The following is a 16,848-nucleotide window of genomic DNA, read 5'->3' as shown; positions in this document are numbered from 1 at the left end:
GCTGCACCTGGGTGAACACGCATTTCATGCTGGTCAGCGAAATGCCCCATGGCGGTCAGAAATTGTCCGGTTACGGGAAAGACATGTCGATGTACGGATTGGAGGACTACACCGTGGTTCGGCATGTAATGTTCAAGCACTAAAAAAGCATCGCAGGCATAGCGCTGTACCTGTAGGAGCGAGCACGCTCGCGATGGAGGTTAACGATGACGCGGGGCACCTGACACCCCGCGGTGCGCTTAGGTTTTTCGCGAGCAGGCTCGCTCCTACAGGTGCAGGCTTCAGAGTGTTCTCTGGCTATTGCCGATGCCCTTCGCGATATCGACCCCCCAATCCAGCGCCGCCTCCATGTCCAGCAGGTGCGGCCTCGGATGGCGGTCCTCGGAAATGACCGACCCATCGGGCGCGTAGACGCCGATGAACATCCCCAGCGAGCCATCCCTCAATATCTCGGCCTTGACCTCGATCCTGCATCCGTTGGACAGCGTCTCCTTATGGACCTCATGGCGCTCAGTCATTGCTGCATTCCTCCCGTCGTTGATACCCGAGTCACGCAAATATCTACTGGCCATGTTAGCTCACTGACGCCTGCCAACCGCGTTCATTCAGACCAAATCAGGCCTGCCCTGACAGCGGCGTAATGCCACCTATACTACAAACCACCTTCCCCTACGGGGTCTGCACTCCCAACAATAAAAAGCAGAGGTGGAACATGGTCTGGCAGCAAATCTACGATCCGTTCGGTAACCCGGTGCTCTCAACCATCATGGCGGCAGTGCCGGTCGTGGTGATGCTGGCCTCCCTGGCGTTTTTCCACATCAAGGCCCACATGGCGGCCCTGCTCGCCCTCGCGTCCGCATTGCTGATCGCGATCTTCGCGTTTGGCATGCCGGCGAACATGGCCGGCTCGGCGGCGTTGTTCGGCGCCGCCAACGGGCTGCTGCCGATTGGCTGGATTGTGTTGAACATCATTTTTCTGCACCGACTGACCACCGAGAACGGCTCGTTCAAGGTCCTGCAAGATTCTTTGGCGCGCATTACCGACGACCGACGCCTGCAATTGCTGCTGATTGCCTTCTGCTTCGGCGCGTTCTTCGAAGGTGCCGCCGGTTTCGGCACACCGGTGGCGGTGACCGGGGCGATTCTGATCGGGCTGGGCTTCTCGCCGCTGGCCGCGTCCGGGTTGGCCCTGATCGCCAACACCGCGCCGGTGGCATTTGGCGCCTTGGGCACGCCGATCATTACCCTGGCCAAGGTGACCGGGCTGGACGAAATGGAACTGTCGATGATGGTCGGCCGGCAATTGCCGTTCTTCTCGGTGTTGGTGCCGTTCTGGTTGATCTGGGCCTTCGCCGGCTGGCGCAAGATGCTGGAGATCTGGCCCGCCATCCTGGTCGCCGGGGTCAGCTTCGCCGTGCCGCAGTTCATCGTGTCCAACTACCACGGCCCGATGCTGGTGGACGTGATCGCGGCGCTGATTTCCATGGCCTGCCTCACGCTATTTCTCAAGGTCTGGAAACCGGCCACGGTGCACACCTCTGCGGCCCTGTCGGGACGTGTCGACAACTCGAAGATCGACGCACAACATGACGAAAAACCCACCCCCACCGCCACGTTTTCCGGTGATGCCAAACCAGCCGTGATGCGGGCGTGGATGCCGTGGATCATCCTGACGATTTTCGTTTTCGCCTGGGGCACCCAGGGCTTCAAGAATATGTTCGATACCCGCCCGGCCATCGATCCGCAGACCCACTCGGCCAAGCTCGACCCTCAGGGCAAACCGATGCGCGAAGCGAACCCGATTTTCTCGCCGGCGCTGACCTTCACCACCCTGCACCTGCAAGTCGAGAAGGTGCCGCCCGTGGTGCCCGCGCCTAAAACCGAGGAAGCGATCTACAAGTTCACCTGGTTCACCGCGACCGGCAGCGGCATCCTGTTCTCAGCCATTCTTGGCGGCCTGCTGATGGGCTACTCCATCCCGCAATTGGTACGCCAGTATGTGCGAACGCTGTGGGTGGTGCGTTATTCACTGATTACCATTGCGGCCATGCTTGCCCTGGGTTATCTCACCCGCTATTCAGGCCTGGACGCGACGATGGGCCTGGCGTTCGCGGCGACGGGGATTTTCTACCCCATGTTCGGCACCCTGCTGGGCTGGCTCGGCGTGGCGTTGACCGGCTCGGACACCGCGTCGAACGTGCTGTTTGGCGGCTTGCAACGGGTCACCTCCGAGCAGTTGGGCATCAGCCCGGTGTTGATGGCCGCCGCCAACAGTTCCGGCGGGGTCATGGGCAAGATGGTTGATGCCCAATCAATCGTGGTCGCGTCCACCGCGACGCGCTGGTATGGCCATGAAGGGGAAATCCTGCGCTATGTGTTCTTCCACTCGATCATCCTGGCGATTTTGGTCGGCGGGCTGGTGACGTTGCAGGCGTATGTGGCGCCGTTCAGTCATATGGTGGTGGGCGGGCATTGACCGCCAACGCTGTTAATCAGGCCCTTTGCTCTAATTCTGTGTAGGAGCGAGCTTGCTCGCGATGGTCGTCAAGAAAAACGCGTTTGTCCTGTTACACGCGGCGTTCTTGAGTTCATCGCGAGCAAGCTCGCTCCTACACGTAGCATTACGGGCTTTCGTGAACGGAGTATCGTAAAGCGACTATGAATATTCTCTACGATGAGCGCGTCGACGGTGTGTTGCCTGACGTGGACAAAGCCGCGTTGCTGCAGGACTTGCAGGCGCAGTGGCCGGACCTGGAAGTCCTGCATCAGCGCGAAGAACTCAAGCCGTACGAGTGCGACGGGCTCTCCGCCTATCGCACCACGCCGATGCTGGTGGTGCTGCCGCGCCGTATCGAGCAGGTGCAAGGCGTGCTACGCCTGTGCCATGAACGGCAGGTGCCGGTCGTCGCCCGTGGTGCTGGCACCGGGTTATCCGGTGGGGCATTGCCGCTGGAAAAAGGCGTGCTGCTGGTGATGGCGCGCTTCAACAACATCCTGCACATCGACCCCGCCGCGCGCACGGCGCGAGTCCAGCCGGGCGTGCGTAACCTGGCGATCTCCCAGGCCGCCGCACCGTTCGGCCTGTATTACGCGCCGGACCCGTCCTCGCAGATCGCCTGCTCCATCGGCGGCAACGTGGCGGAAAACGCCGGTGGCGTGCATTGCCTGAAGTACGGCCTGACCGTGCACAACCTGCTCAAGGTCGACCTGCTGACCGTCGAGGGCGAATACCTGACCCTGGGTTCACAAGCGCTCGACTCCCCCGGTTTCGACCTGCTGGCGTTGTTCACCGGCTCCGAAGGCATGCTCGGGGTGATCACCGAAGTCACGGTCAAACTGCTGCCCAAACCGCAGACCGCCAAAGTGCTGCTGGCGGCGTTCGATTCGGTTGAAAAGGCCGGCGCCGCCGTCGGTGACATCATTGCCGCCGGGATCATTCCCGGTGGCCTGGAAATGATGGATAACCTGGCCATCCGCGCCGCTGAAGACTTTATCCACGCTGGCTATCCGGTGGACGCCGAGGCCATTCTGCTGTGCGAGCTCGATGGCGTTGAAGCCGACGTCCACGACGATTGCAACCGTGTGCGTCAGGTACTGGAGCGGGCCGGCGCCACCGAAGTCCGCCAGGCCAGGGATGAGGCCGAACGGGTGCGTTTCTGGGCCGGGCGCAAGAATGCGTTTCCGGCGGTGGGTCGCCTCTCCCCGGATTACTACTGCATGGACGGGACCATCCCGCGCCGCGAGTTGCCTGGCGTGCTGCAAGCCATCGCGGCGTTGTCGGCCGAGTTCGGCCTGCGCGTCGCCAACGTCTTCCATGCCGGCGACGGCAATATGCATCCGCTGATTCTGTTCGACGCCAATCAACCGGGCGAACTCGACCGTGCCGAGGCGCTGGGCGGCAAGATCCTTGAGCTGTGCGTGAAGGTCGGCGGCAGCATCACCGGCGAGCACGGGGTGGGCCGCGAGAAAATCAATCAGATGTGCGCGCAGTTCAACAGCGACGAGCTGACCTTGTTTCATGCCGTCAAAGCCGCCTTCGACCCGAGCGGCCTGCTTAACCCCGGGAAGAACATTCCCACCCTGCACCGCTGCGCCGAATTCGGAGCGATGCATGTGCATCGGGGGCAACTGCCCTTCCCTGATCTGGAGCGCTTCTGATGCACGGCGAATGGGACATGGATGACAGCGCCGCGTTGCTGGAGCAAGTCAATCAGGCGCTGCAGAATGCCACGCCGCTGCGCATTCAGGGCTCCAACAGCAAAGCGTTCCTGGGCCGCATCACGGCGGGTGAAGTACTCGACACCCGCGCCCACCGGGGCATCGTCAGCTATGACCCGACCGAGCTGGTCATCACCGCACGCTGCGGCACGCCATTGGCAGAGTTGTGCGACGCACTGGATGAAGCGCATCAAATGCTGGCGTGCGAACCGCCCGCGTTCGGCGACAGCGCCACCGTTGGCGGCATGATTGCCTGCGGGCTGTCCGGGCCTCGCCGGCCGTGGTCCGGCTCGGTGCGCGATTTTGTCCTCGGGACCCGGGTCATCACCGGCCACGGCAAGCACCTGCGTTTCGGCGGCGAGGTAATGAAAAACGTCGCGGGCTACGACGTGTCGCGCTTGATGGCCGGCAGTTATGGCGCCCTGGGGGTGATCACCGAAGTCTCGCTCAAAGTCCTGCCCAAACCCCGCCAGGCCTTGAGCATCAGCCTGGACATGGACAGTGATCGCGCATTGCTGCGCCTCGCGGAATGGGGCCAGCAGCCGTTGCCAATCAGCGCCGCGTGTCACGATGGCGAGCGGCTGCACCTGCGGCTCGAAGGGGGCGAAGGTTCTGTGGCGGCGGCACATGACCGACTGGGTGGCGAGTTACTGGACGCTGTGTATTGGGACAATCTCAACGAACATCGATTGAGTTTCTTCGACGAAGGCCAGCCCCTTTGGCGGCTCAGCGTCCCGCACAACACACCGCGACTGTCGCTGCCCGGTCGTCAACTGATGGATTGGGGCGGCGCACAGCGCTGGCTCAAGTCTGACGCTGAGGCGGGGTTCATTCGTCAGGTGGTCGAAGCGGTCGGCGGGCATGTGACCTGCTACAGCCACGGCCTGATCGACAGCCCCTTCCAACCATTGCCGGCCGCACTGATGCAGTACCACCGGAACCTGAAACAGCAACTCGACCCCGGGCACATTTTCAATCCCGGTCGCCTGTACGCGGAGCTTTGAACCATGCAGACGACCCTGAGTGAACGCGCCAGCCAGCTGCCTCGCGCCGCAGAAGCCGAAAGCATTTTGCGCACCTGCGTGCACTGCGGGTTCTGCAATGCCACCTGCCCGACCTATCAATTGCTGGGCGACGAACTGGACGGGCCACGGGGCCGTATCTACCTGATCAAGCAAGTGCTGGAGGGCAACGAGGTCACGGAGAAAACCCAGCAGCATCTTGATCGCTGCCTGTCTTGCCGCAATTGCGAAACCACCTGCCCCTCTGGTGTGGATTACCACAATTTGCTGGATATCGGCCGGGCGGTGGTCGATGCCGCGGTGCCGCGCCCGCTGGGTCAGCGCCTGTTGCGCGAGGGGTTACGAGCGGTTGTGCCCAACCCGGAATTGTTCAAGGGACTGGTGGGCAGCGGCCGGGTGTTCCGTGCGTTGTTGCCCGACACCCTGAAAATCAAATTGCCGCGCACCGTGTACCCGGCAAAGCCGCGTCCCGTTGCCCGGCACGCCCGACAGGTGCTGATGCTTGAAGGATGCGTGCAGCCGAGCTTGTCACCCAACACCAATGCCGCCGCTGCGCGCGTCCTCGATCGGCTGGGGATCAGCGTCGTTGCGGTTCGCGAGGCCGGTTGTTGCGGCGCCGTGGATTACCATCTGGACGCTCAAGCCGCCGGCCTCGATCGCGCCCGCCGCAACATTGATGCGTGGTGGCCGGCCATTGAAAAAGGTGCAGAGGCCATCGTGCAAACCGCCAGCGGTTGCGGTGCGTTCATCAAGGATTACGGTCACCTGCTCAGTGCCGATCCGGCCTACGCGGACAAAGCCAAAACAGTCAGTGCGCTGACGAAGGATCTGGTTGAAGTGCTGCGCGACGAGCCGCTGGAAAGGCTCGGCATACAAAGTTGCCAGCGCCTGGCGTTCCATTGCCCGTGCACCTTGCAACACGCGCAGAAACTCGGGGGCGCGGTCGAGGCGATTCTCACGAGCCTGGGTTTCAACCTCACCGCCGTTCCCGACGCGCACCTGTGCTGCGGCTCGGCGGGCACCTATTCGTTGACCCAGCCTGAACTGGCCCGACAACTGCGGGACAACAAGCTCAATGCCCTGGAAAGCGGCCATCCCGACATCATCGTCACTGCCAATATCGGCTGCCAGTCCCACCTCGACGGCGCGGGCCGAACCCCGGTCCGGCACTGGATCGAACTGGTCGAAGCCGCATTGCCCTCACCGACCACTGGAGAAACCCCATGAAAACCAAAGCCGTGCTGACCCAGACCGAAGTCAGCCAGATTCTCGCGGCCGCACGCACCGAGGCGCAAACCAATCAATGGGCCGTGACTATTGTGGTTGTAGACGACGGCGGCCATCCCCTGGCCCTCGAACGCCTGGACGGTTGTGCGGCGTCCAGCGCCTACATCGCCACCGAAAAAGCGCGAACCTCCGCACTGGGGCGGCGTGAGTCCAAAGGCTATGAAGAGATGGTCAACGGCGGACGCTTCGCGTTTCTGTCAGCGCCGTTGCTCACGTCGCTGGAAGGCGGCGTGCCGATCATCGTCGACGGCCAGGTGATCGGCGCGGTGGGCGTGTCCGGGGTGAAATCCGGGCAGGATGCGCAGGTGGCGAAGGCTGGGGCGGAGTGTTTGGGGGGGTGAATGGGGCGAGGTGAGTCACACAGCCGCGCTGGCTACTGTCCTGGCAACACACGCCTCACGTCCTCAGCAAAGGCCTGGATGTCCCGGTCTTCGTCTTTCAGGTTCTCGAATGCAAAAGCGTTCAGGACCTGCCGCGTGGCCAGCACATTTCGATCAACCAGGCTGATACCGGACGCCTGACACACGGTGTCCCAAAAAGCCCTGATACCTTCGATTTGCTTCAAAACAATGCTCTTGGCCTGACCGTGATCCAGCAAGAATAAATGCGCGGCCTCCAGGCACAATGCGATCTGGCTCTGGTTCGCTTCCCCCATGATGAGCATGCCCTGGCTCGCTACGTTTCCGGAGCGATTCTGCGGGCAAATGTCGTAGGCAGGCGTCAAGCGATAGGCTTTACCGTCGAAAAATGCGGCGTGGTTGCGCGCATGATCATCCGTGTTTCCACAGAGAATGTTGAACACGAGCCGCGAGAACAGCTCGTGCAGATCTCGCTTGGGGTCGCGAAAATACTTCCTCATGACATGCGTGAGGTCTTCATAGCTTGTGTAACGGGCCATCATTTCATCCAGCTCAAGAAGCGTCAGTGCAGACACCATGATCCGCCTGGCCCAACCCGCTGGTTGCTTGACGCGATCAAAACGCTCGATCAGCAGCACGTCCTTGCCCAATACCTGTTCAAGCTTCACCGGCGCGACCTCAAGCCCGATCAGGCTCGCCAGCCGCATCATGATGAACTCGGATTTGACGACGCTGACGGTATCGTTTGACGCGGAAAACTTGGCCACGTACTTCACGTCATCTGTTTTGATAAGGGCTTTGGGCCGGGCCCCACCGATAGAAGACCCGTGACGCAGCGCTTGATCGAGTTCAGAAGTCAGCGGGATTCCCTTTTCGACCAACTCAGCGGCATTGAGCAGCTCTTCAAGCGTGGCGTTATCGTTGCTGCGAGAGATGTATTCGGTAGGCGAGAGTTGAAAATCCAGGCCGCCAATCCGGTCAGAGCCGGATTCGAGCATATACGTCTGTTCATCCAGATCCTGATCGTAAGCCGCCAGACCTGCTTTCCCGTGAAGGCGGTTAATGATGACGCGCCGTCCCCAGGCATCGGGAGATGCATCACGTATCCCGCTGGCAATTTTCAACCCTGCAGGCGGTTCGATAATGTCCGTCCCCAGTGGCAGCTCAAGGTTGTTCAGGGGGATGGCATTCGGATTTTTCAGATAACTTTGACCGTAAAGAAAGGCAAACCGGTCATTGCGTTGCCTCACCAATCTGCCGGCTACAACAGGCTCGGTGTTCCCTGGCAGCCAGGCCCATACATAGCAAACGCGATCTTCAGAAGGCATTGCTCACCTCCTTCTTCGAATCGCGGACAGAGGCTGGCAGTAAAGCGATCTTGTCCGTAAGGCTACTGATCAAGGTGTTTTGGCCCATGGGCGATTCAAACAATTCGATTCCTAGAAGATGAGCAACCTCGAACGCCACGCCAATTTCGCAGACAGGCTCACATTTCTCGAGGCGTTGTATGAGCCCCCGGGAAACACCGGCGCGATCAGCCAATTCCTGCAGCGTCAGGCCAGTCTCTTTCCGTTTGAGCTGGATCATTTTCCCCAGAACCTCAAGTGCCTTGAGGGTGTAGGGAGAGTAGGTACGTTTAGCCATGTCCAGGCTCTCTTCAGACTATGCTGAGAATCTAGCAGCCGAAGCGTTAACCGGCAATATAAATACCTTTATATAGACCACGAAATACCTTTGTGAACCATATATAGCCAACTTACTGCCAAAACAGGAAACGCCCACATGCCTCGCCTCACCGCGAAAGACTTTTCCCCGCAACTGCTGGAACTCTACGACTACTACGCCCACGGCAAGATCAACCGGCGGGAATTTCTCGATCGGGCGGCGTTGTTCGCGTTCGGTGGTTTGACGGCCAATGCGCTGCTGGCCGCGCTGAGCCCGAACTATGCGCTGGCCGAGCAAGTGGAATTCACCGACCCGGACATCCTTCCCGAGTACATCACCTACCCTTCTCCCAAGGGCAACGGGCAGGTGCGTGGTTATCTGGTGCGTCCGGCGAAAGCCACCGGCAGAGTGGCGGCCGTGGTGGTGGTGCATGAAAATCGCGGGCTCAACCCGTATATCGAGGACGTCGCCCGGCGTCTGGCCAAGGCTGGTTTTATCGCCCTCGCCCCCGATGGCCTGACGTCGGTCGGCGGTTATCCGGGCAATGACGACAAAGGCCGGGAACTGCAACTGACGGTCGATCCTGAAAAGCTCATGAATGATTTTTTTGCTGCCATCGAGTGGCTGATGAAACACGACGCGACCACCGGAAAAGTCGGCATCACCGGGTTTTGCTACGGCGGTGGCGTCACTAACGCGGCAGCGGTCGCCTATCCGGAGTTGGGCGCCGCGGTGTCGTTTTATGGCCGACAGCCCGAGGCCAAGGATGTCCCCCGGATCAAGGCGCCGATCATGCTGCACTACGGCGAGCTGGACACACGTATTACCGAAGGCTGGCCCGCTTATGAGCAAGCGTTGAAAGCGTCAGGCAAGACCTATGAAGGCTACGTCTACCCCGGCGCCAACCACGGGTTCCATAACGACTCGACGCCTCGCTACGATGAGGCGGCTGCCAAGCTGGCCTGGGATCGGACGCTGGGGTGGTTCCGGCGTTACCTGGTTTAGTCGGTCACCCTGTCGCGCTCGCTTCAGGGTGACCGTTGCCATTGCTGGATTACTTTGGCTGCGCCACGGTGCGCAGATAGGGTTTCAGCGTTTTGAAGCCTTGCGGGTATTTCTTCTTCGCGTCCTCGTCAGACACCGAGGTGGGAATGATGACGTCGTCGCCCGGGCGCCAGTTCACCGGGGTGGCGACGGTGTGCTTGGCGTTCAATTGCAGCGAGTCGAGCAGGCGCAGGACTTCATCGAAATTGCGCCCGGCGCTCATGGGATAGATCAACATCGCCTTGACCTTTTTGTCCGGGCCGATGATGAACACCGAACGCACCGTGGCGTTGTCGACGGCGGTGCGCGTACCGCCGCTGGCATTCGGGTGGATCATGTCGTAAAGCTTGGCGACTACCAGGTTATCGTCGCCGATCATGGGGTAATTGACGGCATGCCCCTGGGTTTCCTCGATGTCACCGAGCCAGGCATGGTGATCGCTGACCGGGTCGATGCTGAGCCCGACGATTTTGGTATTGCGTTTGTCGAACTCGGGCTTGAGCCCGGCCATGTAGCCCAGTTCAGTGGTGCATACCGGTGTGAAATCCTTTGGATGCGAGAACAGGATGGCCCACTTGTCGCCGATCCACTGGTGAAAATGAATCGGGCCTTCAGTGCTTTCGGCGGTGAAATCCGGCGCTTCATCGCCAATTCGAATGGTCATGTTCGATCTCCTTTGAGTGACTGATAGGGACGCCGTCAAAAGGCGAATGGCCCTTTCCAACGGCACGCTGTATCTGCGCGAATCAGTATAGGAGAGCCTCCGAAAAAGGCCGGGAAACGACTGCACGGCGTGTGTGCTCATGGAGTTCGCGGTAGGCGGTCACGAGTTGATCCTGGCTGAATCCGCGATTTCGCCCGCTGGGGTTGGGCAGGACCCACACCGAGGCATGGCCGAAGGCCTTCGGCTGAAGCCCCCACGGCACGTCTCTCTGGCCGGATAACGCGCAATACGCCGCTTTGCCGAGAAACGCCACGTAGCGCGGTGCATGGCGGGCGATTTTTCGTTCGAATTCCGTGGCGGCAGCGGTGAATTCCTTGAGCGACAGCTGGTCTGCTCGCGCCGTCGGTCGCTCGACCACAGCGGTTAGTCCGCACTGATAGTCCAGGATCGTCCGGTCGTTTTCCGGCCGCACCTCCGTCGGGGTGAAACCGGCAAGGTGCAGCGTGCGCCAGAAACGATTGCCCCGGCCCGCAAAATGATGGCCCTGGGCGGCGGCCATCATGCCCGGGTTGATCCCGCAGAAAATCACCTCGAGGTGCTCGGCGAGAATATCTTCGAGTGTTTCGCCCATCTTGAAACCTCTCAGCCGCAGATCACGTCGACCGCGTTGCGGGCAAGTTCCGTCAATTCGGCCCGGGATTTACCCGCACGCGCGCGAATCGAAATGCTGTGCAGCAGGGATGACGCGAGGACGGCCAGGGAAGCCGCGTCGACATCGCTTTTCAACTCGCCGGAATCGATGGCCAATCGCAGACGCGCTTCAAGATCGGCATCGAGCCGGCTGAGTCGGTCTGACAGCACCTCCCGAATTTCCGGGTCCTCAACGGCTTCGGTCGTCGCCGTACCAATTGCAAAGCAGCCACGCGGCTGGCCTTCGCCCGAGAAGTAGATCGACAACTGCCCTTCGTAGAAACGCAGCAACGCCTCGCGGAGGGTCAGGTCGGTGTCCGTCAGTGCCGCGTGCATGTCCGCCGCCGCAGATTCCCAATAATGCTCCAGCGCCTTGATGTAGAGCGCGTGCTTGTCGCCGAAGGCGGCATAGAGGCTTGGGCGATTCATTCCGGCCGCGGTGGCGATGCTGTCCAGCGATGCGCCGGAATAGCCGGTGTTCCAGAACACGCCCAGTGCTCGCTGCAGGGCGGTCTGGGGGTCGTAGGCGCGAGGGCGGCCGCGGCCTTTACCCTCGGTGGTTTTATTTTGTGCCATGTCGTACAAATTCCTTGATGGAAGGTGAATGCAGGGATATTCTTACACCATCGCACAAAATTAGGGAACCAGAAATTCCTTGATTTACGGTTTGTTGAAGCGGAGCTCGAACTGAGTGTTGCGGCGACGAAACAGGTGCGGCGGAGCGATCCTCCTGCCCGCGCTCGGGCTTGATTTCTCACAGCAACTATTGACGTCAGGGCCACCGGCCCGACTTCCCGGTTAAAGGTGCATTCGATCATGACTAAAGCGTTCGACATCCCGGCTTCCCAAACCTACGAGCATCCGGCCCCAATCAAGAAACCGCTCAAGGAAAAACTGCGGCCATGGCTGATCGTGGGTGGCCCGCTCCTTTTCGCGGCGGTGGGTTACGCCCACTACGTGGCCGGCGAGCCTTTCGTTTCCACCGACAACGCCTACGCCCGAGTGGCGAAGGCATCGATCAACGCGCGTATTTCCGGCCAGGTCGTTGAAATCGCGGTTGAGGATAATCAGCAGGTCCACAAGGGCCAGGTTCTGTTTCGCATCGACCCGAAGCCGCTGCAAATCGCGGTCAATCGCGCCGAAGCACAATTGAGTGTCGCGAAATTGCGTATCGACGGGCTCAAGGCCAGCTACCGGCAGCAGCAGGCGGAACTGCAATCGGCCAAGGAATCCGCCGATTTCGATCAACGGGAATTCGCGCGGAAGAAGGCGCTGGTCGCCACCGAGTTCGTTTCCCGGGCCATTTATGAGCGCGCCGACACGGACCTTAAAGTCTCGAGGCAACGCATCGCCTCGGTTGAACAGCAGATCGCCAGCACCGTCGTGGCGTTGAACGGCAACCCGAACATCGAAGCCGACAGCCACCCGAGCGTTCGCGAAGCCAAGGCCCAACTTGACGAGGCGCAGCTGTACCTCTCGTACGCGACGGTCTACGCACCGGACGATGGCATCGTCGCCAAAGTCGATGATTTGCAAGTCGGCAACTACGTCAACAACGGCGCGCCTGCCTTCGCGTTGCTGTCCGGGCGCGACATCTGGGTTGAAGCCAACTTCCGCGAAACGGAGGTGACCCATATGCGCCCCGGCCAGGAAGCGACCGTTCGCATCGACACCTATCCCGATCACGTCTTCAAGGCCCATGTGACCAGCATGAGCCCGGGCGCCGGTGCGGACTTCGCCCTGCTGCCGCCGGAAAATGCGACCGGCAACTGGGTCAAAGTGGTCCAGCGGGTACCGGTGCGGCTCGAACTCGACGAGGCCGACCCTGCCCTGCCGCTGTTCTCGGGCACCAGCGCCACGGTGAAGGTTGATACCGGGCATCGCACGCCGTGGTGGCATCCGCTCAAGTCGCTGTTGACCGCAGGTACCGACCGATGAACGCCCAAGGTGCAGGAACATTAAGGTTCGCCGCGCTGCTCGCGACCTATATGCAGTCGGCGAACCTGCCTTTGCCCAACGCGGTACTCAGGTTGATCCAGGGCAGTCTGTCGATGACTGACGATCAGGCGGGCTGGGTCTTCACTTCATACCTCGCCGCCAGCGCCATCACCCTGCCGATGGCGCAATGGCTCGCCGGGCGTTTTGGCCTGAAGCTCGTCTATCAAGCGGCATTGGCCTTCTTCGTCCTTGGCTTGCTGCTCGCAACACTGGCATCAACGCCGCTGGAATTCGTCGGGGCGCGGATCATTCAAGGCCTGGCGAGTGGCGTGCTGGCCCCGTTATCGATGGCCATTTCCATGGAGACCTTGCCACTCGAGAAGCGCGCGAAATTTGGCGCGACGTGGACCGCCATCGTGCTCTTCGGCATCGTCAGCGGCCCGAGCATCGGTGGCTGGCTCGGCGAGCATTTCGGCTGGCGCCCGATCTTCTACATCAGCCTGCCGTTGTCAGCGTTCATTTTCGCGGTAATGGCGCTGTTGCTCGCCGAGAAAAAAGCCGAGAAACGCCCCTCGTTCGACTTCTTCGGTTTCGGCAGCTTCACGCTGGCGTTGATCAGCCTGCAAATGCTGCTTGATCGCGGGGAACGTCTGGACTGGTTTGCCTCGACCGAGATATGGCTGGAAGCGTTGGGCTGTGCCCTGGGGGTCTACCTGTTCGCGGTGCATGTGTTGACCAGGAACGTGCATTTCCTCAACAAGCGCTTGCTCAACGACAGCAACTTTGTGCTGTCGACGATCATCTTCTTCGCCGTGGGTTTTGTGCTGTTGTCGACCATGGCCCTGACGTCGCCGATGCTGGACGAGATTCTCGGTTACCCGCCGGATACCACCGGTTCCCTGACGATCCCGCGCGGGATCGGGCTGGTCGGTGCGTTCCTGCTGATGGGCCGTGTTCCTGAGCGTTTCGACCGTCGAGTCTTCGTGGCCGCAGGCGTCGCCGTGGTGATTTACGCCAACTGGATGATGCTCGGTTATTCGCCGTTGATGGACTGGCGGCCCGTGGCCGTGGCCGGTGCGATCCAGGGCATTGGCATCGGCATCCTGATGCCATCGCTGACCAAGGTCGCGTTCAGCACGCTCGACCCCACTCTGCGTCCGGAAGGCACCGGTCTGTTCAATCTGTTTCGCGTTTACGGCAGCACCCTGGGCGTTGCGATTGTGCAGCTGTTTTTCTTCAACAACACGCAAGCGATGCACATGGCACTGTCCAGTCACCTGACGCCCTACCGCGCTGCGGCGCATGGAGCACCGACGTCGCTGCAGGCGCTGGCGGGACTCAACGAAATGATCACCGGGCAGGCTGCGTTTATCGCGGTGATCGACCAGTTCAAGATTTTGATGTTCGCGATGCTGGTGGTAGCCCCACTGGTGGTCTTTCTTCGCAAGCCCGTTCCGACCAACTAGTTATCGTGGAGTTTGCCAAATGAAATCCAATGCGCTCTTCATCAACAGACCACTGTTCAAAACCACGTTCGGTGCGGCGGCAGCCCTGGTGTTCCTGACGGCTTGCACCGTCGGCCCCGACTATCAAATGCCCCTGCCCAGCCAGTCGCAGCACTACGACCAACAGGCCGAACAGCGTCTGGGCCAGAACGGCAACACGCCGGGCCAACAACGCATCGACCTGGGCAAAAAGCTCAACGGCGACTGGTGGACAGCCTTTCATTCGCACAAGCTCGACACGGTGGTGCGTCGCGCCATCGAGGGCAACCTTGAACTGGTGGCCGCCGACGCCACGATCCGGCAAGCGGCCTCCTCCGTCGCCGCCGCGCAAGGTGCGCTGTACCCGCAGGTCGACTTCGGCGCGACGGCGGGTCGCCAGCGGCTACACAATGCCAAAGAGCCGGCGATCGCCAACTTCTATGCCATCGGGCCACGCGTCGGCTTCGACCTTGATGCGTTCGGCGGCAACAAACGCCTGGTCGAACAGCAAGAAGCATTTACCGATCTGCAAAAGCATCGTTATGACGCGGCGTACCTGACCCTGACCGGCAATGTCGCCAGCCAGGCGTTGTTGATCGCCTCCGCCAATGCGCAGATACACGCAGTCGAGAAGCTGCTGGCCAATGACACCCGCAACCTCGAACTGGTGCGCAGTGCGCATGCCAATGGCAGCACCACGCAGATCGACGTGTCGCTGGCCGAAACCCGGCTTGCTCAGGATCGCACCCTGTTGCCGCCCCTCGCCCAGCAGCGTGACGCGGCACGCCACGCGCTGTCGATCCTCACCGGCAAAGGCCCCGGCGACTGGGTGGCACCGGATTTCGATTTTGCCGAGTTCACCTTGCCGGCCAACGTGACCGTCAGCCTCCCCTCGGAAATGGCCCACGGCCGGCCCGACGTCCAGCAAGCCGAGGCGGAACTGCACATGGCCAGCGCCGCCGTTGGCGTCGCGACCGCCAACCTTTACCCCCACATCACGCTGTCCGCTTCACTGCTTCAAGCCGCTTCCGGCGATGGCGGCGCGGCACTGTGGGGCTTCGCGGCGGGGATTGCGGGACCGGTCTTCGATGGCGGAACGCTCAAGGCGGAACGTCAGGCAGCCGTCGACGGCTACAAAGCCACCCTCGCCGGCTACCAGCAGACGGTCATTGAGTCGTTCGGCCAGGTCGCCGACTCGTTGCAGGCGATCAACCATGACGCCGAGGAAAACCTGGCGCAGGAAGACGCGTTGCGCGCGGCCGAAACCAGTTTGCGCCTGAACCAGCAAGCCTATGCGCAAGGCGAGAACAGCATTCTCCAGGTACTGGAAACGGAGCGTGCCTATGAGCAGGCGTTACTCGGGCAAATTCGGGTAAGGACCGCCCAATACCTCGACACCGTGGCCCTGTATGTGGCGCTCGGCGGCAATTCAACCGGTGCGTCCGAGCAACGGGTTGCCAGTCGCGAAGAACACAATCCTGCGTATCAATAACGGCTGCGGCCTGGAGTAATGAGATGACTTACGAATCATTTTACGATGCACTTCGCGATACACGATTCCCCCTTGTCCACGGCAAGGGTGAAATACCCGCTGTTGGATTTGGCACGCTGTTTCGCGATCTGAATATGACAACACAAGCGGTCAAGGATGCTCTGGACGTCGGCTTCCGCCATTTCGATTGTGCCGAGCGCTATCGCAACGAGGACAAGGTCGGCGAAGCCCTGCAAGCAGTGCTGCAGGTCGGCAAAGTTCGCCGGGAAGACGTGTTCATCACCACCAAGCTGTGGAACACCAACCATCGCCCCGAGCGTGTCCAGCCTGCGTTCGAGGCCAGTTGCCGGCGGCTTCAGGTCGACTACATCGACTGCTACCTGATCCACACGCCCTTTGCCTTTCAACCGGGCGACAACCAGGACCCGCGAGACGAACAGGGTCACGTCATCTACGATGCCGGCGTGACGTTGGTCGACACCTGGCGGGCGATGGAGCGACTCGTGGACGAAGGCCGCTGCAAGTCCATCGGCTTGTCGGATATCACGCTGGAGCGTCTGAAAGAAATTGTCGCGGTGGCGCGGATCAAACCCGCTGTCGTGCAAGTCGAGTCACACCCTTTCCTGCCGGAGTGGGAGCTGGTTGAATTTTGCAAGGAACAGGGCATTGTCGTGCTGGCGTTTGCCCCGCTGGGCCACGGCATGGAGCCGAATGTGCTGGAAGATCCAGTAATCACCCAAATCGCGCAGCGCCTACAGAAGACCCCGGCGCAAGTGGCATTGGCCTGGTCGGTGCAACGGGGCGTCGCTTTCCTCACCACTTCTGCAACACTGAGCCACATTCGGGAAAACTTCGACATTGCGACCCTGCCGCACCGGGCCATGCTGGAGATCAAGGAAGAAATCGATACCCGGATACGCTTCAATTCGGTCGTGGAAACCGGTGTACCCGGATTTATTCCGCGCAAGAAGTAACACGCAACAAG

The 16,848-nt window shown here is 60.9% G+C and carries 17 protein-coding genes and 1 pseudogene; 12 read left to right on the top strand and 6 right to left on the bottom strand.

Translation table 11 applies throughout. The features are described 5' to 3' along the window. Both EJA72_RS28135 and EJA72_RS29560 read left to right on the top strand, forming a co-directional pair. On the top strand, positions 1–143 hold a 143-nt coding region (locus EJA72_RS28135; protein WP_157709690.1), incomplete at its 5' end, for an aldehyde dehydrogenase family protein. A gap of 50 nt (positions 144–193) precedes the next feature. Further along, positions 194–271: pseudogene (locus tag EJA72_RS29560) on the top strand (outer membrane lipoprotein carrier protein LolA); the annotation flags it as partial. Between the two features lie 10 nt (positions 272–281). On the opposite strand, the gene EJA72_RS28130 reads toward EJA72_RS29560, so the two are convergent. Then, positions 282–518, bottom strand: coding sequence for a hypothetical protein (locus EJA72_RS28130; protein ID WP_157715134.1), 237 nt, complete (start codon positions 516–518; stop codon positions 282–284). A gap of 194 nt (positions 519–712) precedes the next feature. Here EJA72_RS28130 and EJA72_RS28125 point away from each other — a divergent pair, with 194 nt between their 5' ends. The 5 genes from EJA72_RS28125 (at position 713) to EJA72_RS28105 (ending at position 6,868) form a co-directional block, all read left to right on the top strand. Continuing rightward, positions 713–2,476, top strand: a complete 1,764-nt coding sequence (locus EJA72_RS28125) for an L-lactate permease (RefSeq protein WP_157715133.1) — start codon at positions 713–715, stop codon at positions 2,474–2,476. A 182-nt stretch (positions 2,477–2,658) separates the two neighbouring features. Further along, the gene (gene glcD / locus EJA72_RS28120; RefSeq protein WP_157715132.1) at positions 2,659–4,158 is read left to right on the top strand and encodes a glycolate oxidase subunit GlcD; all 1,500 of its coding nucleotides are present in this window, start codon (positions 2,659–2,661) and stop codon (positions 4,156–4,158) included. Next, the gene (gene glcE / locus EJA72_RS28115) at positions 4,158–5,222 is read left to right on the top strand and encodes a glycolate oxidase subunit GlcE (protein WP_157715131.1); all 1,065 of its coding nucleotides are present in this window, start codon (positions 4,158–4,160) and stop codon (positions 5,220–5,222) included. The genes glcD and glcE overlap by 1 nt, the downstream gene beginning before the upstream one ends. A gap of 3 nt (positions 5,223–5,225) precedes the next feature. Continuing rightward, positions 5,226–6,467, top strand: a complete 1,242-nt coding sequence (gene glcF, locus EJA72_RS28110; protein ID WP_157715130.1) for a glycolate oxidase subunit GlcF — start codon at positions 5,226–5,228, stop codon at positions 6,465–6,467. Continuing rightward, the gene (locus EJA72_RS28105) at positions 6,464–6,868 is read left to right on the top strand and encodes a heme-binding protein (protein WP_157715129.1); all 405 of its coding nucleotides are present in this window, start codon (positions 6,464–6,466) and stop codon (positions 6,866–6,868) included. Before glcF ends, EJA72_RS28105 begins: the two co-directional genes overlap by 4 nt. 32 nt (positions 6,869–6,900) lie before the next feature. Here the strand turns inward: EJA72_RS28105 and EJA72_RS28100 are convergent, their stop codons facing one another. After that, positions 6,901–8,214, bottom strand: a complete 1,314-nt coding sequence (locus EJA72_RS28100) for a type II toxin-antitoxin system HipA family toxin (RefSeq protein WP_157715128.1) — start codon at positions 8,212–8,214, stop codon at positions 6,901–6,903. Then, positions 8,204–8,530 (bottom strand): helix-turn-helix transcriptional regulator, encoded by a 327-nt coding sequence (locus EJA72_RS28095; protein ID WP_157715127.1) that lies wholly within the window; start codon positions 8,528–8,530, stop codon positions 8,204–8,206. The genes EJA72_RS28100 and EJA72_RS28095 overlap by 11 nt, the downstream gene beginning before the upstream one ends. A gap of 138 nt (positions 8,531–8,668) precedes the next feature. On the opposite strand from EJA72_RS28095, the gene yghX reads away from it, so the two are divergent. Continuing rightward, positions 8,669–9,556 (top strand): YghX family hydrolase, encoded by an 888-nt coding sequence (gene yghX / locus EJA72_RS28090; protein WP_157715126.1) that lies wholly within the window; start codon positions 8,669–8,671, stop codon positions 9,554–9,556. Between the two features lie 49 nt (positions 9,557–9,605). Here yghX and EJA72_RS28085 read toward each other — a convergent pair whose 3' ends face one another. From EJA72_RS28085 to EJA72_RS28075, 3 genes are all read right to left on the bottom strand, one after another. Further along, entirely contained in the window at positions 9,606–10,259 is a 654-nt protein-coding gene (locus tag EJA72_RS28085) for a peroxiredoxin (RefSeq protein WP_157715125.1), read from the bottom strand. A gap of 82 nt (positions 10,260–10,341) precedes the next feature. Continuing rightward, entirely contained in the window at positions 10,342–10,890 is a 549-nt protein-coding gene (gene mug / locus EJA72_RS28080; protein WP_157715124.1) for a G/U mismatch-specific DNA glycosylase, read from the bottom strand. Between the two features lie 11 nt (positions 10,891–10,901). Further along, positions 10,902–11,525, bottom strand: a complete 624-nt coding sequence (locus EJA72_RS28075; RefSeq protein WP_157715123.1) for a TetR/AcrR family transcriptional regulator — start codon at positions 11,523–11,525, stop codon at positions 10,902–10,904. 240 nt (positions 11,526–11,765) lie between these two features. Between EJA72_RS28075 and EJA72_RS28070 the strand changes: the two genes are divergently transcribed. The 4 genes from EJA72_RS28070 to EJA72_RS28055 are packed head-to-tail and all read left to right on the top strand — an operon-like array spanning position 11,766 to position 16,837. Then, positions 11,766–12,887: an HlyD family secretion protein gene (locus tag EJA72_RS28070; RefSeq protein WP_157715122.1), complete on the top strand. Its 1,122-nt coding sequence runs from the start codon at positions 11,766–11,768 to the stop codon at positions 12,885–12,887. After that, a complete protein-coding gene (locus EJA72_RS28065; RefSeq protein WP_157715121.1) occupies positions 12,884–14,353 on the top strand; it encodes a DHA2 family efflux MFS transporter permease subunit in 1,470 nt (489 codons plus the stop codon). Before EJA72_RS28070 ends, EJA72_RS28065 begins: the two co-directional genes overlap by 4 nt. Positions 14,354–14,372: 19 nt before the next feature. After that, a complete protein-coding gene (locus EJA72_RS28060; protein ID WP_157715120.1) occupies positions 14,373–15,863 on the top strand; it encodes an efflux transporter outer membrane subunit in 1,491 nt (496 codons plus the stop codon). A 23-nt stretch (positions 15,864–15,886) separates the two neighbouring features. Beyond that, on the top strand, positions 15,887–16,837 hold the full coding sequence (locus EJA72_RS28055; RefSeq protein ID WP_157715119.1) for an aldo/keto reductase: 951 nt from the start codon (positions 15,887–15,889) through the stop codon (positions 16,835–16,837). Positions 16,838–16,848 lie beyond the last annotated feature (11 nt).

The sequence above is a fragment of the Pseudomonas sp. PB120 genome (assembly GCF_009761815.1).
GTDB lineage: Bacteria > Pseudomonadota > Gammaproteobacteria > Pseudomonadales > Pseudomonadaceae > Aquipseudomonas.
Note: the sequence above shows the minus strand (reverse complement) of the source record. Positions and strands in the feature narration are given on the sequence as shown.

Coding starts and splice junctions, on each gene's coding strand:
- EJA72_RS28130 (WP_157715134.1), bottom strand. CDS start 518: ATGACTGAGCGCCATGAGGTCCATAAGGAGACGCTGTCCAACGGATGC.
- EJA72_RS28125 (WP_157715133.1), top strand. CDS start 713: ATGGTCTGGCAGCAAATCTACGATCCGTTCGGTAACCCGGTGCTCTCA.
- glcD (WP_157715132.1), top strand. CDS start 2,659: ATGAATATTCTCTACGATGAGCGCGTCGACGGTGTGTTGCCTGACGTG.
- glcE (WP_157715131.1), top strand. CDS start 4,158: ATGCACGGCGAATGGGACATGGATGACAGCGCCGCGTTGCTGGAGCAA.
- glcF (WP_157715130.1), top strand. CDS start 5,226: ATGCAGACGACCCTGAGTGAACGCGCCAGCCAGCTGCCTCGCGCCGCA.
- EJA72_RS28105 (WP_157715129.1), top strand. CDS start 6,464: ATGAAAACCAAAGCCGTGCTGACCCAGACCGAAGTCAGCCAGATTCTC.
- EJA72_RS28100 (WP_157715128.1), bottom strand. CDS start 8,214: ATGCCTTCTGAAGATCGCGTTTGCTATGTATGGGCCTGGCTGCCAGGG.
- EJA72_RS28095 (WP_157715127.1), bottom strand. CDS start 8,530: ATGGCTAAACGTACCTACTCTCCCTACACCCTCAAGGCACTTGAGGTT.
- yghX (WP_157715126.1), top strand. CDS start 8,669: ATGCCTCGCCTCACCGCGAAAGACTTTTCCCCGCAACTGCTGGAACTC.
- EJA72_RS28085 (WP_157715125.1), bottom strand. CDS start 10,259: ATGACCATTCGAATTGGCGATGAAGCGCCGGATTTCACCGCCGAAAGC.
- mug (WP_157715124.1), bottom strand. CDS start 10,890: ATGGGCGAAACACTCGAAGATATTCTCGCCGAGCACCTCGAGGTGATT.
- EJA72_RS28075 (WP_157715123.1), bottom strand. CDS start 11,525: ATGGCACAAAATAAAACCACCGAGGGTAAAGGCCGCGGCCGCCCTCGC.
- EJA72_RS28070 (WP_157715122.1), top strand. CDS start 11,766: ATGACTAAAGCGTTCGACATCCCGGCTTCCCAAACCTACGAGCATCCG.
- EJA72_RS28065 (WP_157715121.1), top strand. CDS start 12,884: ATGAACGCCCAAGGTGCAGGAACATTAAGGTTCGCCGCGCTGCTCGCG.
- EJA72_RS28060 (WP_157715120.1), top strand. CDS start 14,373: ATGAAATCCAATGCGCTCTTCATCAACAGACCACTGTTCAAAACCACG.
- EJA72_RS28055 (WP_157715119.1), top strand. CDS start 15,887: ATGACTTACGAATCATTTTACGATGCACTTCGCGATACACGATTCCCC.